The sequence below is a fragment of the Schauerella aestuarii genome (assembly GCF_009866805.1).
Taxonomy (GTDB): Bacteria; Pseudomonadota; Gammaproteobacteria; order Burkholderiales; family Burkholderiaceae_B; genus Schauerella; species Schauerella aestuarii.
In genome coordinates this window covers 515,494-530,008 of sequence record NZ_SIZW01000042.1, presented here as the reverse complement: position 1 = coordinate 530,008, position 14,515 = coordinate 515,494, and the positions used below count along the sequence as shown (strand labels likewise).

At 63.0% G+C, this 14,515-nt stretch carries 13 protein-coding genes; 6 read left to right on the top strand and 7 right to left on the bottom strand.

The window, feature by feature from the left end; translation table 11 throughout:
• Positions 1-7: 7 nt before the first annotated feature.
• From EYW45_RS17585 to EYW45_RS17560, 6 genes are all read right to left on the bottom strand, one after another.
• Positions 8-1,072 (bottom strand): ABC transporter ATP-binding protein, encoded by a 1,065-nt coding sequence (locus EYW45_RS17585; protein WP_161136719.1) that lies wholly within the window; start codon positions 1,070-1,072, stop codon positions 8-10.
• Positions 1,069-2,076 carry an ABC transporter ATP-binding protein gene (locus EYW45_RS17580; protein ID WP_161136718.1) on the bottom strand — a complete coding sequence of 336 codons (1,008 nt, stop codon included), beginning with the start codon at positions 2,074-2,076 and terminating at the stop codon, positions 1,069-1,071. The genes EYW45_RS17585 and EYW45_RS17580 overlap by 4 nt, the downstream gene beginning before the upstream one ends.
• Before the next feature lie 3 nt (positions 2,077-2,079).
• Entirely contained in the window at positions 2,080-2,946 is an 867-nt protein-coding gene (locus tag EYW45_RS17575; protein WP_407924932.1) for an ABC transporter permease, read from the bottom strand.
• A 5-nt stretch (positions 2,947-2,951) separates the two neighbouring features.
• Positions 2,952-3,893 carry an ABC transporter permease gene (locus EYW45_RS17570; RefSeq protein WP_161136716.1) on the bottom strand — a complete coding sequence of 314 codons (942 nt, stop codon included), beginning with the start codon at positions 3,891-3,893 and terminating at the stop codon, positions 2,952-2,954.
• 90 nt (positions 3,894-3,983) lie between these two features.
• On the bottom strand, positions 3,984-5,549 hold the full coding sequence (locus EYW45_RS17565) for an ABC transporter substrate-binding protein (protein ID WP_161136715.1): 1,566 nt from the start codon (positions 5,547-5,549) through the stop codon (positions 3,984-3,986).
• Positions 5,550-5,622: 73 nt separating this feature from the next.
• Entirely contained in the window at positions 5,623-6,900 is a 1,278-nt protein-coding gene (locus tag EYW45_RS17560; RefSeq protein ID WP_161136714.1) for an amino acid deaminase, read from the bottom strand.
• Positions 6,901-7,250: 350 nt separating this feature from the next.
• Here EYW45_RS17560 and EYW45_RS17555 point away from each other — a divergent pair, with 350 nt between their 5' ends.
• On the top strand, positions 7,251-8,504 hold the full coding sequence (locus EYW45_RS17555; RefSeq protein ID WP_161136713.1) for an Hsp70 family protein: 1,254 nt from the start codon (positions 7,251-7,253) through the stop codon (positions 8,502-8,504).
• Position 8,505: 1 nt separating this feature from the next.
• On the opposite strand, the gene EYW45_RS17550 is transcribed toward EYW45_RS17555, so the two are convergent.
• Complete coding sequence (locus EYW45_RS17550) at positions 8,506-8,775, bottom strand: DUF3253 domain-containing protein (RefSeq protein WP_161136712.1); 270 nt, start codon at positions 8,773-8,775, stop codon at positions 8,506-8,508.
• 103 nt (positions 8,776-8,878) lie between these two features.
• On the opposite strand from EYW45_RS17550, the gene EYW45_RS17545 reads away from it, so the two are divergent.
• The 5 genes from EYW45_RS17545 to EYW45_RS17525 all read left to right on the top strand — a co-directional run bounded on the left by EYW45_RS17545 (position 8,879) and on the right by EYW45_RS17525 (position 14,492).
• On the top strand, positions 8,879-10,528 hold the full coding sequence (locus tag EYW45_RS17545; protein WP_161136711.1) for a Na+/H+ antiporter: 1,650 nt from the start codon (positions 8,879-8,881) through the stop codon (positions 10,526-10,528).
• A gap of 151 nt (positions 10,529-10,679) precedes the next feature.
• Positions 10,680-11,345 carry a Crp/Fnr family transcriptional regulator gene (locus EYW45_RS17540; protein ID WP_161136710.1) on the top strand — a complete coding sequence of 222 codons (666 nt, stop codon included), beginning with the start codon at positions 10,680-10,682 and terminating at the stop codon, positions 11,343-11,345.
• A gap of 150 nt (positions 11,346-11,495) precedes the next feature.
• The gene (locus tag EYW45_RS17535; protein WP_161136709.1) at positions 11,496-12,245 is read left to right on the top strand and encodes an SDR family NAD(P)-dependent oxidoreductase; all 750 of its coding nucleotides are present in this window, start codon (positions 11,496-11,498) and stop codon (positions 12,243-12,245) included.
• Between the two features lie 231 nt (positions 12,246-12,476).
• The gene (locus tag EYW45_RS17530; RefSeq protein WP_202444779.1) at positions 12,477-13,454 is read left to right on the top strand and encodes a Bug family tripartite tricarboxylate transporter substrate binding protein; all 978 of its coding nucleotides are present in this window, start codon (positions 12,477-12,479) and stop codon (positions 13,452-13,454) included.
• Positions 13,455-13,577: 123 nt separating this feature from the next.
• Positions 13,578-14,492, top strand: a complete 915-nt coding sequence (locus EYW45_RS17525; RefSeq protein ID WP_161136708.1) for a TauD/TfdA dioxygenase family protein — start codon at positions 13,578-13,580, stop codon at positions 14,490-14,492.
• Positions 14,493-14,515 lie beyond the last annotated feature (23 nt).

The window sequence follows — 14,515 nt, the reverse complement described above, 5'->3', positions numbered from 1 at the left end:
TCACCAATTATGAGGCGTCGATCTCGTCGAGCCGGACACAGGCGACGTAATGGTCGGGACCCATCGATCGGGCCGGCGGCGTGGCTTGCGCGCAGATGTCCGCAGCATGCGGGCAGCGGGTGCGAAACACGCAGCCTGAAGGCGGATCGATCGGGCTGGGAATGTCGCCCTTGAGCAGGATTCGCGAGCGGGGCGCGCGCGGATCGGGTACGGGCGCCGCCGATAGTAACGCGCGCGTATAGGGATGGCGTGGCCGTGCATACACCTCACGCGTGGGGCCGCGCTCCATGATGTGCCCCAGGTACATCACCACGACCTCGTCGCAGAGATAATCGACCACGGCCAGATCGTGCGCCACGAAAAGCATCGTCAGGCCCAGATCGCGCTGCAGGTCCTGCAACAGGTTGAGCACTTGTGCCTGCACGGATACGTCCAGGGCGGACACGGGCTCATCGGCCACGATGAAGTCAGGTTCCACCGCCAGGGCGCGCGCAATACCGATGCGCTGCCGCTGGCCGCCGGAGAATTCGTGCGGATAACGGGTGCGGTGATCGGCATTCAAGCCCACCCGCTCGAGCAGCTCGCTGATACGGGCCTCGCGGCGATCCTGCGCGAGCTTGTGCGTGTCCAGCGCCTCGCCGATGATTTCGGCCACGCTCATGCGTGGATTGAGGCTGGCGTACGGATCTTGAAAGACGATCTGCATGCGGCGCCGCCACGGCAGCATCTGCTTTTCCGATAACGACGACAGATCGTGGCCATCGAACTCGATGCGCCCGGCAGTGGCAGCCACCAGCTTGAGCAATGCCCGCCCGGTCGTGGTTTTGCCCGAACCGGATTCGCCCACCAGGCCGACGATGGTGTTGCGCGGCACGTCGAACGACACGCCATCCACGGCGCGCACCACGGGCGCATGGCGGCCCGATCCGGTGGGGAAATGCACTTTCAGGTCGGTTACTCGCAAGAGCGGTGCGGCACGATGGGCCGCACGGGCGGTATCCGAAGCACCGGCTGCCGTGGCGCGATCCGTGATGCCGGTCGAGGCGGGGGGAGACAGAAGCGTGTCGGTCATTGCGGCGTTACCTTGATGCAGCGGGCAAGATGCTCAGGCCACACGGGCAGCAGTTCAGGAACGGCCTGTGTGCAGGCCGGCTCGGCGATCGGGCAGCGCGGGGCAAACGTGCAGCCGGGCGGCAGCGCCAGCACGCTGGGCACGTTGCCCGGGATGGGCTGCAGGCGCTCGCGCGACGCCAACAACGCGGCCGTCGGAATACAGGACAGCAACCCCCGCGTGTACGGATGGGTGGGGCGCTCGAACAGGTCGTACACGCCGGCGTCCTCAACCACGCGCCCGGCATACATCACCGCCACGCGATGCGCGATTTCAGCCACCACGCCCAGGTTGTGGGTAACGAACAGAATGCTCATGCCGGATTCGGCCTGCAGCCGGCGCAGCAGATCCAGAATTTGCGCCTGCACCGTCACGTCCAGGGCCGTGGTGGGCTCGTCGGCGATCAACACCGATGGATTGCACGCCAGTGCGAGGGCAATCATGACGCGTTGGCGCATGCCGCCCGACATCTGGTGCGGATATTCGTTCACGCGGCGCGCAGCAGCGGGTATCTCGACCCGTTCGAGCATCTCTTGCGCACGCTTCAAAGCGGCTGCATGCGAGCCGCCCTCATGTTGCAGCACCGCCTCGGCGATCTGATCGCCCACGGTGTACAGCGGGTTGAGGCTCGTCATCGGCTCTTGAAAGATCATGGCGATCTCGGCGCCGCGAATGCGCCGCAACGTAGAGGCGGACGCCTGCGCCAGGTCATGGTGCTTGCCGCCACGGTCGCGAAAGAGGATCTTGCCGGCTTCAATGCGCCCGGCCGGCTTGGGCAAAAGTCCCATGATCGACAGGCTGGTCACCGATTTTCCGGATCCGGATTCGCCCACGATCGCGAGCGTTTCACCGCGCGCCAGATCGAAGGTGACCCCATCGACCGATTTCGCCACGCCGTCGCGGCTGTGAAACCAGGTCTTGAGTCCGTCTACCGAAAGGACGATATCTCTGCTGCTTGCGGTCATGATTTACAGCTCCTTGCGCAAGCGCGGGTCGAGAACGTCGCGCAGTCCGTCGCCGAGTAATTGCAGCGACAGCACCGACAACACGATGGCGATACCGGGGAAGATCATGATCCAGTCGGCTTGTCCCATGTACTGCTGACCCGAGTTGATCATCGTGCCCCAGGTGGGAATATCGGGCGAGACGCCGACGCCGAGAAACGACAGACCGGCCTCCGCCAGAATGGCGTAGGCGAAGATGAACGTGCCTTGCACCAAGATCGGCGAGATCAGGTTGCGCAACACGTGCACCGTCACGATGCGATAGGTAGGCACGCCCAGCGCGCGCGCGGCTTCCACGAAGGGCAGCTCGCGGATCACGAGGGTGGAGGCACGCACCACCCGCGCCAAGCGCGGCGTGTAGACGATGCCCAACGCAATGATGACGTTGATGAGGGAGGGTCCCAGTGCGGCCACCAGGGCAATGGCCAGCAGGATGTCGGGAAACGCCATCATGGCGTCGATCAGGCGTGAAACGAACTTGTCGGCGCGGCGAAAGAACCCAGCGATGAGCCCAAGCGCGATACCCAGCACGCTGGCCAGGATCACGACCGAAAAGCCGACCATCAGCGACAGTCTGCCGCCGTGAATGACTCGGCTGAATACGTCCCGGCCGAAGTCGTCGGTGCCGAACCAGTGCACGCTGCTCGGGCCCTTCAGCCGATTCATGATCGACAATTTATAAGGATCGAAGGGGCTGACATACGGCGCGAGCAATGCGGCCGCAATCAGAACGACCAGCACGATCAGGCTGATCAGCACCGTTTTGCGTGCCACCAGCAGGCGCAAGACTTGCCAGCGATCGCCGCCGCCGGCGGTGGAAGGAAGTGCCATGGCCATCAGTAGCGCACCCGAGGATCGACCACCATATACATGAGGTCGATGAAAAGATTGATAAGCACGTAGATCGCGGCAATCACGAGCAGCGCGCCCTGAATGACGGGATAGTCGCGGCGCAGAACGGCCGAGACGACCAGGCTGCCCACACCCGGCAGACCGAATACCGTCTCGGTGACCACCGCACCGCTGATCAACAGGGCCGTGGTCAGACCGATCACCGTCAGAATAGGAATCAGCGCATTACGAACCGCGTGCTTGAGGATGACGCGCGTTTCCGTCAGCCCCTTGGCGCGCGCGGTGCGTACGTAGTCGTCGCGCAACACGTCGAGCATGCTGGCGCGGATGAACCGCGTGATGAGTGCCGAGTTGACGACGCCCAGCACCACCGCCGGCAGAATCAGATGCGACAGCCGCGTGCCGATCGACGCATCCGGGCCGCCATATCCAGACACCGGCAGCCAGCCGAGTTTGACGGCGAACACCTGCATCAGGAGCAGTCCCAGCCAGAAGCTCGGCACGCTGGAGGTGAACATCGAAAACGACAGCACCGACTGATCCAGCACCGTGCCGCGTTTGACGGCCGAGAGAATCCCCACCGGCACCGCGATCGCTGTCGCAATCAAGAGCGACATGATCGTCAGCCAGAACGTGGGCTCGGCACGGTCGGCCAGCGCCGACAGCACGGGCTTGTTCAGGAAGATGGATTGCCCGAGGTCGCCGCGGGCCAGTTGGCCGAGCCACGTCACATATTGCAGCGGCAACGGCCGATCCAGCCCGAGCTGCGTGCGCAAGGCGGAGATGTCCTGCTGGCTGGCCTCGGGGCCGAGCATCACCGCGGCGGGGTCGCCGGGGGTCACGCGGATGATGACGAACACGATGGTGGCGACGATGAACATCACCGCGATCAGTCCGACGATCCGGTTCATGAGATAACGCAACACGGGTCAATCCTCAAACGCTTGGAGCGGGTCGGCCCTCGATGGGCGAGGGGTTGCGGCGCCCTGGGTTCAGGGGCGCCGCAACGACGGCGGTTACTTCGCCGTCTTGTAGGCGTTCCAGAAGTAAGGCCACGGCGCGGGCGTCACGCCTTCGAGCGTCTTGGCGCGAGCGGCTTGGGCATTGAAGTCGCCCACCTTGATGAACGGCACTTCGTCGTATACGGCCTGCTGCACGTCCTTCCACAGCTTCACGCGCTCGTCGGGCGTGCGGGCCTGATTGAAGGCGTCCAGCGTCTGGTTGCGGCGCGGCGTATCCCACCATCCCGGCGCATCCTTGGAGGGGAAGTCGATCAATGCCGGCTCGGGCAGGAACGGGCTATGGGTGATGAACACATCCCACAAGGCCGGATCCTGACGGCGTTGCGTGAGCGTCGCCCAATCCACCACCTGCATATCCACCTTGAAACCGGCGGCCTTCAAATACTCAGCGGCAACGAGGGCCATCTTGTAATGGAATTCGTACTGCTGGCTGGTCAAAATACGGATCGTGGGATTGGCCACCTTGGCCTCATCCAGCAACTTCTTGGCACCGGCGGCATCGCCCTTGTTGTAGACCTTGGCACCCAGTTGCGTGGCCCACGGATAACCCTTGGGATAGAGATCGCCATTGAGCGTGTAGAAGTCTTTGTTGCCGAACGCGGCGAACAGCATGTCTTCTTCGTTCAAAGCCAATTGCACGGCCTGGCGCACTTTGACGTCGGCCATCAGGCCTTGCTTGGTATTGAGCACCATGCGGGGCCAGCCGAAGGGCTCGAGCATGACCAGCTCGGAGCGGCCGGCGCGCACTTTGTCGCGCGACTCCACCGGCAGCGAGTCCACGTAATCGTACTGGCCGGCGACGGCACTTTCGATACGCGTATTGGCATTCGTGACGGGCACGAAACGGATCTCATCCAGATACTGCTTGCGGGCGCCGCCGTAGCCATCGGGCTCGCCGTCACGCGACTTGTAGCCCTCGAAACGGGTGAGCTGGATGTATTGATCCGGCACGCGCGCCTTCAATTGATAGGGGCCGGTGCCCACGAATTCGGTCAAGGGCGAAGCGAGCTTACCCTTGGGCATCACCACGGCCGCGCTGTTGTTCATGGCCAGCAATGCGGTCAAGGGGGCATACGGCTGCTTGAGCACGATCCGCACGGCGTTGTCGCCGGAGGCTTCGATACTGGTGATCAGTTTGGCCGCTTGCTTGCCGCGCGAGGCGGTTTCGGTCCAGCGCTTCAGTGACGCGACCACGTCGGCGGCATCCATTTTGGCGCCATCGTGGAACGTGATGCCGGTGCGCAAGGGAATGGTGTAGGTGAGACCGTCGGCGCTGATCTCGGGCAGCTTTTCTGCCAGCAGCGGCGTCACGTTCCACTTGGCGTCGAACGTGTATAGCGTTTCGAACATGTGCTGCGTGAGGATGCCCACCAGATCGGCGGTGCTGCTCATCGGGTCGAGCGTAGGCGGCTCGCCGATGGTGGCGACCGAAATCGTGCCGCCTTTGGTGGGCGCTGCAGCCAAAGCAGGGGTGGACAGCATCGTCAAGCCGATGGCGAGAGCAGTAGCGGCGAGCACGCCTTTCAAACCGCCGCCCAGCCGGGGGGTACGCACGTTCATGAGTCTAGCTCCAAGGAGTCGAAAACCAAGGGTGTTGCGAGGATCGGAAAAACGGAAATCGAAAAGACCGAAATCAGAAAAACGTTTCTGCCACGTCGGTGACGCGGTAATGCTCGTCCACCAGCAACACCTGACGCCATTTGTCGAACGTCAGGCAGGGATGGGAGATATCGAAGGCGATCATGTCGCCGACCTGGATGTCGTCGTTGGACTCGATCGACATGAAGGCGTGCTGATCCATCATGGCCGTGAGCACCCAGTGAGCGGGTGCTTTGCGCGGCGCCGCAGCGTCACCGCCCGGGCGGAACGTGGTGGCGGGCGAGGGCAGGCCGGCGTCGAATGCTGCGTCGCGTTTGCCCAACGCAATGATCGCGCGGCCGGGTTCGGGAATTGACTGCACGTACGCCCACACTTGCAGCGCGGGCAACAATCCTGGCGCATGCTCGCGGGCGACCGGATTGTGCGTGTTGATCCGCTCGGCGGAAGACCGGTAGATGCCCACGTCATGCGAGAGATAACAGCCCGGACGCAGCACGATATCCAACGGCGATCCGATGTTCACACCGGAAAATTCCTCGGCCACGATGTCGAACCACGCGGAACCCGCCCCGGTAAGGATGGCCGGTCCGTCGGTGCGCAGCCGGTGTTCGGCAGCGAGCAGCTTGAGTGCGCCAACGGCGCGTTGGAGAAACAGACGGATCGATGCCTCGTCCGGCAATACCCCTTCGTACACCTCGATCCCTGCCAGTGCCAATGCCTCGGGCCACTCGGCGATGGCCTCGAGTACGGTCCGCAGTTGCGCGTCGTTGCGCACGCCGTTGCGCCCGCCCGGCACCCCGAGTTCGATCAGGATCGGCAAGCGCAAGCCTTGCTCGGCGAAGTAGGCGCCCAGGGCCGCCACATTGGCTGCCGAGTCGACGCAGCAGTAGAAAGTGAAGTCGGGATCGCTTAGCAGCTCGGCGATGATGGCCATATTGGCCCGGCCCACCAATTGGTTGGCCATGATGATGCGCCGCACGCCGTGGTGATAGGCCGCGCGCACCTGCGGCGCGTTGGCCAGCGTGATGCCCCAGGCTCCGCCCGCGAGTTGCCGCTGAAAAAGCGCCGGACTCATCGTGGTTTTGCCGTGCGGCGCGAGTTTTACGCCGTAGGCCGCCATGAACGCCTGCATCCACTGCAGATTGTGTGCAACGCGTGTTTCATCCAACACCGCCACCGGCAAGCTCACGTCCTCTGCCAGCAAATTCCAGCCCAGATCGCCGATCTGGGCGGTGGTACAGGCGGGAGGAAACGCGCCCAGTCCTTTACCGTTGACGTCCAATAGCGAGGGGGGAAATGCCGATGTATGCATGGAGCGATGCCCGTCTGTCGTGAAAAAGGTTTTCTTTGTGCCTATTGGAAGTTGATTATCCTGAAAAAGATTTTCAGGATATAGGTAGGAGTTACCCTAGTCGGCAGATTGAGGAGGGGTGCTGCAGTCGCGCTCGGGGGTAGGCGGGGTGCGTCGGCCGATCGCGTCTGAAAACAAACGGTATTGGCGCTAAACTACCGGGTTGCCCCTGCGTTATGCCGCCCAGCGCGCATCGATGCATGCCCCACGGGGTGCGCGTTTTTTACGCCCCGTCAGGTATGTATGTCGACCCATGCGCTTTGCGAGCCGGTGCCGGCGCCGGGCCGCTCCTCTCTTTTGTCTTGCATCACATGACGTCAATCGCCTGCGGCATCGACTTTGGCACTTCCAATTCCACGGCGGGATGGGTGTGTCCGGGGCGCGATGCATTGCTCCTGCTCGAGGATGGCAAGCCCACGTTGCCCTCCGCCATCTTCTTTCACGCCGAAGACGCTGAAGTCAGTTATGGGCGGGCGGCGTTGTCGGATTACCTGGCCGGCTATGACGGTCGCTTGATGCGATCGATGAAAAGTCTCCTGGGCAGTTCGTTGATGGATGGGCATACCGAAGTGCAAGGGCGCTCTTTGCCCTTTCGCACCTTGCTGACCCGTTTCATCGCCGAACTCAAGCAACGCGCCGAACGATCGGCCGGGCGTGAGTTTTCGTCGGTGGTATTGGGACGGCCGGTGTATTTTGTGGACGGCAACCCCGAAGCGGACCAGCTTGCCGAAGATACGCTGGCCGATATTGCCCGGTCGACGGGATTCAAGGACATTGCATTCCAGTTCGAGCCCTTGGCGGCCGCCTTCGATTACGAATCGCGAATCGCACGGGAAGAGTTGGTTCTGGTGATCGACATCGGCGGCGGTACCTCCGACTTCACCCTGATCCGGCTGGGACCTGACCGCGCCGGACGCGCCGATCGCCGCGACGATATCCTCGCCAACGGCGGGGTGCACATCGGCGGCACCGATTTCGATAAGCAACTCAGCCTGGCCAGCGCCATGCCGCTGCTGGGGTTGGGCACGCAATTTCGCAATGGCAAGGATGTGCCGTCCACCCAGTACGGCAACCTGTCGTGCTGGCACACGATCAATATCGCCTATTCGAAAAAAGCCTGGGAACACTTCACGTTCATCCGCAGCAACGCGGTAGAACGCGACAAGATCGAACGGCTCCTCAAGCTGGTCACCGAGCGCAGCGGGCATTGGCTGGCGATGCAGGTGGAAGAGGCCAAGATTGCGCTGTCGCAGTTGCCCGACACGCAGGTCGACATGTCGCGCATCGAGGCCGGTCTGGCCGTGCCCGTGGATCAGGCGCAGTTTGCCGACGCTATCGGCGGGCTGGTGGGCAAGGTCGAACGCACGGTGACCGACATCCTGGCTCAGGCCGGTGTGGCGGCCGCCGATGTGGACACCCTGTTCTTTACCGGCGGTTCGAGCCGGGTGCCCTTGCTGCGCGAGCGATTGGCGGCATTGGTGCCCGACGCCAAATGTCAGGAAGGCGATGTGTTTGGCAGCATCGGCATGGGCCTCGCGCTGGACGCGGCCCGCAAATTCGGCTGAATCAAGGAAACTGCTTGCCGCGCCGCAACCGAATCGCGCCGTGATCCAGCGTGGCGGGCGTCACCGTTTCATCGCCGCGTGTGATGCGCAGCCGGTCCGCCGCTTGCAACGTTGCCGCCACTGCGCGCACCTTCGGCATCAGGCCCCGCCAAGTGGCCTCATCATCGCTCATGGCCCGCGCGACCTCGGACGGGCAAATCGACGACGACGCGTCACGTTTCCCAAGCAGGTCGAGAATGAGACGTTCGATGCGTTGATCTTGAGCGGACATATGTCGATCTTCAACTGAAACGGGTTGATCTTCAGCAGCGTTAGCGGTCGCTCGATGCGGATTCGTTGGACCGCGCATTCCATATTGACACATTGAGGTCCCCATGGACGTCGTCTCCGTAGTATTGATTTTTTTGCTGACGGTTGTCGTGAGCGGGTTTTTCGTCCGCTTGCTGCCGATCGCGGTGCCCCTGCCGATCGTTCAGATTGCGTTGGGGGCGGGTTTATCGATGAGCGGTTTCAACGTCGCGTTCGATTCCCACCTTTTCCTGCTGCTCTTCATTCCGCCGCTCCTGTTTCTCGACGGTTGGCGGATTCCGAAAGGGGCGCTGTTTCGCGATTGGCGCACCATCCTCGCGTTGGCGATCGGACTGGTGGTGTTTACCGTGGCGGGCATGGGGGTCTTGATCCACTGGATGCTCCCGGCCATGCCCCTGGCCGTGGCCTTTGCGCTGGCCGCCATTTTGTCGCCGACCGATCCTGTGGCCGTGAGCGCCATGACCGCGACCTCGCCCGTGCCGTCGCGTTTGATGCACATCCTGGAAGGGGAGTCGCTGCTGAATGACGCCAGTGGACTGGTGTGCTTCAGTTTTGCGGTAACGGCCGCGCTCACGGGCACGTTTTCGATGGGCGAGGCAACCTTGAGCTTTGCGTTCGTTGCGGGCGGCGGGGTGGTCGTGGGCGTGGCCGTCACCTGGTTGATCGGGCGCTGCAGTCGATTCCTGGTCAAGCGCGTGGGCGAAGATTCGTCGATTCAGATTCTGATCAGTCTGTTGATTCCCTTTGCGGCGTACCTGGCCGCCGAGCACGTCGGTGTATCGGGCATCCTGGCGGCCGCCGTCGCCGGTATCGCCATGCACTACGCCGAGCTTATCGGTCGTCCGTTGCCCGCCACCCGGATGCAGCGCAACGCCGTCTGGGACACCATTCAAACGGCGCTCAACGGCATTATTTTTGTGTTGCTGGGCGAGCAACTGCCCGGAATGTTGCGCGACCTGCCGGCTGTGGCAGCGTCTGCGGGCGTGGCCGGACCCTGGCACTTGCTGGGTTATGCCGCGCTGATCACGCTTGGACTTGGCGCGATGCGATTTGCCTGGGTGTGGACGGCCGTGCGCGTGACGGCGGTTCGCGCCGAGCGCCTCGGCAAGTCCACCCCCATGCCCAAAACGCGCTTGCTGGCGGTGACGGCCACCGCCGGGGTACGGGGCGCCATTACCTTGGCAGGTATCCTGACGCTGCCCTTGACGATGCTGGACGGCAGCGCTTTCCCTGGGCGTGACGTTGCCATCTTTATCGCGATGGCGGTCATTTTGTTCTCTTTGACGCTGGCCAGCATTGGCTTGCCCTTGCTCACCCGTGGACTGGCAGCCGACTTGCCTGATGCGGCGCCGCAGCGTAGCGAGGAGAATGCCCGCACTGCGGCCGCTGAAGCGGCCATACGCCGTATCGATGCCCTCAACGCCGAGCCCGAGAGCGACGAACTCGCCGCCGGCGCCCGCGCGCAAGCGGTCATGCGGCTGCGCGATGCCTACCAACGGCGGATCGATTATGGCGACAGCACCGACGAGGATGCGGCCGAAGCGTTGCGGGCGGTGCAGGCCGAGCGCGCCCTGCGGGTTCAGGCACTGCGCGCCGAGCGCAACGAGCTGTATCGGTTGCGCCGGGCACGAGCCATCGATGATGACGTGCATCAGCGCCTTTTGCGCGAGATCGATCTGCAGGAAGCGAGCTTGACGCAGACGCGGGCGCATTGAGGCGCGCGAGGCGGGTTTGAAGCCGGGCCGATCAAGACTGCACTACCGCAGCCCGCTGCTCGCAATATGCAGCCGTTCGGCGCTTGACAGCGTGGGGGCGCAGTTCGATGATGCCGGGCTGATCCTCTTACTTCGGCTGCAGCCGGTACGCATGCAACACGTCAGCACGTTTTCATCCTGGGATGCGGCCCGGCGATTGAGCGCGCCGTGGCAAGCGCGTACCGATGTGGGGCGTATCCGTCGCCTCAATGCCGGCGATACGCTCTACAGTCAGGGCGATACGCACGATTGTTTTTACCTGGTACGTACCGGACTGTTGCATACCACCGTGTTGCGGCCGTCGGGGCAGGCGCTGCTGCTCGAAATCTTCGGGCCCGGCGCGATCTTCGGCGAAGCCTCCGCCTTCATCGATACGCAGCGCTACGTGACCGCAGTCGCCGTCACGCCTGCTGTATTGAGCGAATATCACGCTGCCGATATCGCCGCCATGGTCGCCGCTGAGCCGCAACTCGCCATCTCGCTGATCCAGCTGCTCGGCATCAAGCATCGCATTTTGATTGGGAAATTGCTGAGTCTCACCTCAGCCAGTCCGCAAGAACGCTTGATCGGCCTCCTGGGGCGGCTGGCGCTCACGGCCGACGATCCCGCGCAGGTGAGGCTGACCCACGAGCAACTTGCGTCGATGGCGGCATTGACGCGGGTGACGGTCACGCGCGCGTTGAAGGCGTTGGCCGAAGAGGGGCTGATCTCCACGCGCTCAAAAGGCGTGGAAATCATCGATGCCGAGGCGCTGATCGCACGCGTTGGGCATCTCTGAAACGTCAAGCTGCCCACACGCCTGCACACGCCTTGCACGCGTAGGCCCAGCCGAGGCGCTGGCGCCCTAAAAACACCCCTCGCGTTGTATCGCGGTATACGTTCGACGCGCGTTGCGCCGCGCTAGAGTAGGTCGACTCAAGGAGACGGCATGCTGCTCAATCATCACCTTGCGCTGGTTACCGGCGCCGCCCAGGGCAACGGCGCGGCAATCGCGCACGGTCTGGCGCGCCAGGGGGCCGTCGTGATCGCTACCGATATCAATCAAGCCGGTGCGATCGCCACGCGCGATGCATTGTGGGCCATGGGCACACGCGCTTACGCCTACGGGCTGGATGTGGCCGACCCGGCGCAATGTGACGCCGTTGCGGCGCGCATTCGCGAGGAGATCGGCCATGTGTCGATTCTCGTCAACAATGCCGGCGTACGGCCACGTCACGCCTTCGATAGCGACACGCGGGATGCGGCATGGCGTCTGGCCATGGGCGTGAACGTGGACGGGATTCGCAATATGACGCTCGCCTGCCTGCCAAGCCTGAAGGTCACGCAGGGCAGCATCGTCAACATCACTTCGATTGCGGCCACTCAGGCAACGGCGCAGTCGATCGCCTATTCCACCTCGAAGGCCGCGGCGCAGATGTTGACCAAGGCCACCGCGCTGGAACTCGCCGCCGACGGCATTCGCGTCAACGCCATCGCGCCGGGCGTGATCGAAACGGAGATGACACAGGGCAGCCGCGACAATCCATCGCGCCGCGAGGCGCTGATGGCGCGGATTCCCATGGCGCGTTTTGGCCATCCCGAAGATCTCGTGGGTCCGGTCGTGTTCCTGGCGTCATCGATGTCGGCCTACATGACCGGCGCAGTGCTGGCGGTGGATGGCGGGTACTTGGCGGTGTAAGCGTCTCGAATAAGCGCCCCGAATAAGCGCCCCGAATAAGCGCCTGGAATAAGCGCCTGGAATAAGCGCAGCGGATGTGCAGGTCATGGCAGAACCCCACGACATGACGCCGGGCGAGGATGTGACTGGGATGTTCGACCGGGCTGGATACCCGATCGATAGGCCTTGATTTTTGCAGTACAGATAGCCGCCCGCGTCAGCAGGTGCGGTAAAAATAATGAGGAGACAATGATGATCCATACCCGCAGACGTGTGCTGGCCGCCTTCGGTGCGGCGCTCATGTTGAGTGCCGCAACGGCACACGCGCAGCCGTATCCCAACCGGACGATCCGAATCGTGGTGCCGTATCCGGCGGGGAGTTCGCTCGAACTCATTGCCCGCACCGCGGCCGAGACGTTTCTGAAGCAGTTGGGCCAGCCTGCCATTGTGGCCAACATGCCGGGCGGATCGGCTGCGATCGGCACTCGCCATGTTGCGCAAGCCGAGCCCGATGGCTACACCTTGCTGCTGGGCACCAATCAAACGCACGGCGCCAACTCGGCGTTGTATCCCAATCTCGGCTACGACCCGATCAAGGATTTCCAGCCTGTGGCCGGACTTGGCCGACTGCAGCATGTACTGGTGGTGCGGCGCGATCTCGGCGTGCGCACCCTCGATGAATTCATCGCCTTGGCGCGCAAGCCCGGGGCGCCGCTCAATTACGGATCGAGCGGCAATGGCTCGGCGTCACACTTGGCCGCCGAAATGTTCAAACGCAGCACCGGCGTGCCGCTCTCGCATATTCCCTACAAAGGCAGCGTCGATGCCGTACAGGCGGTGTTGGGAGGACACATCGACGCCACGTTTACAACCTTGCCCAGCGTGCTGCCCTTCGTGCGCAATCAGAGCGTGACCGCATTGGCCGTCGCATCCAAAGATCGCAGCAGTCAATTGCACGATATCGCCACGCTGGGTGAGTTGGGCGTGGCCAACGCCGAAGCCGATGCGTGGACGGCACTGTTCGTGCCGGCGAAGACGCCGCCTGAGATTGTGGCCAAGCTGTCTTCGACCGCCTTGCAGGCGTTTGCCGATCCGGCCGTGCATCAGAAGATCGTCGCTGCCGGATTCGTGGCCGAAGTCGTCACGCCAGAAGCCTTTCGCGTGTTCCTCGCCCAAGATATGGTGCGCTGGGCGGCGATCGTGAAGGCTGCCGACATCAAGATGGATTGATATGTTTTTCCGGCGCATCGATATGCCATGACGCGGCATAACGTCATGGCATATCGGTATTTGTGGCGCGGATGGGCGCGCTCGTATTCTGACGGCTCGTTCACGTTATCGAATCGATCCATCATGACCGTTCTCGCCCACACCCGGCTCGACATCCGTCCGCTTTCCGTCTTTACCGGCGCCGAGATTTTCGGCGTCGATCTGCGCCAGCCGCTAGACGGCGATCACGTACGGCAGATCCGCGATGCCCTGCACAAGTGGAAGGTTGTGTTCTTCCGCGATCAGCATATCGATCATGCGCAGCACTTGGCCTTTGCCGAGCACTTCGGCAAGCCGACGTATGCGCATCCCTACGATGCGGTGCCGCCTGAAGGCTACCCCCAGATTCGCCCGATATCGTCAGCGTCGAAAACGGGGCGCCGTGGCGAGCGCTGGCACACCGACGTGACGGGCGTGGTCAATCCACCCATCGCATCGATCCTGCGTGCCAACGATCAGGTGCCTGAATTCGGCGGGGATACGCTCTTCACCAACCTGGCGGTCGCCTACGCCAACCTTTCCGAGCCCATCAAGCGGCTCGCCGACACGTTGTGGGCGCGGCATCAGTTCGGTGGCTATAACGGCGACTTCGAAAATCAGACGGAGTACGCACAAAAGGTCAAAGCGAACCCCATCGTGTCAGATCATCCGGTGGTCCGCGTGCATCCCGAAACCGGGGAGCGGCTGTTGTTCGTCAATCCGGGCTTTACGCGCCGCATTCTCGGCGTCAGTGAAGAAGAAAGCCGGCACCTGCTGGCGCTCTTTTTCGAAGAAATCGTGCGCCCGGAATACACCGTCCGGTTTCGGTGGCAACCCGGCAGCATCGCCTTCTGGGACAACCGTGCGACGGCGCATCAAGGGCCGGGCGATTTCGCCTACCTCGACGTGGAGCGCGTGCTGTACCGCATCACCCTCGAAGGTGATATCCCTGTGGGCATCGACGGCCGGCAATCGGTGCCGGTTATCGGCGCACCTTTCAAGGCACTGGCCGCAGCCTGAGTTTCACCTCGCCGCGGTGCATC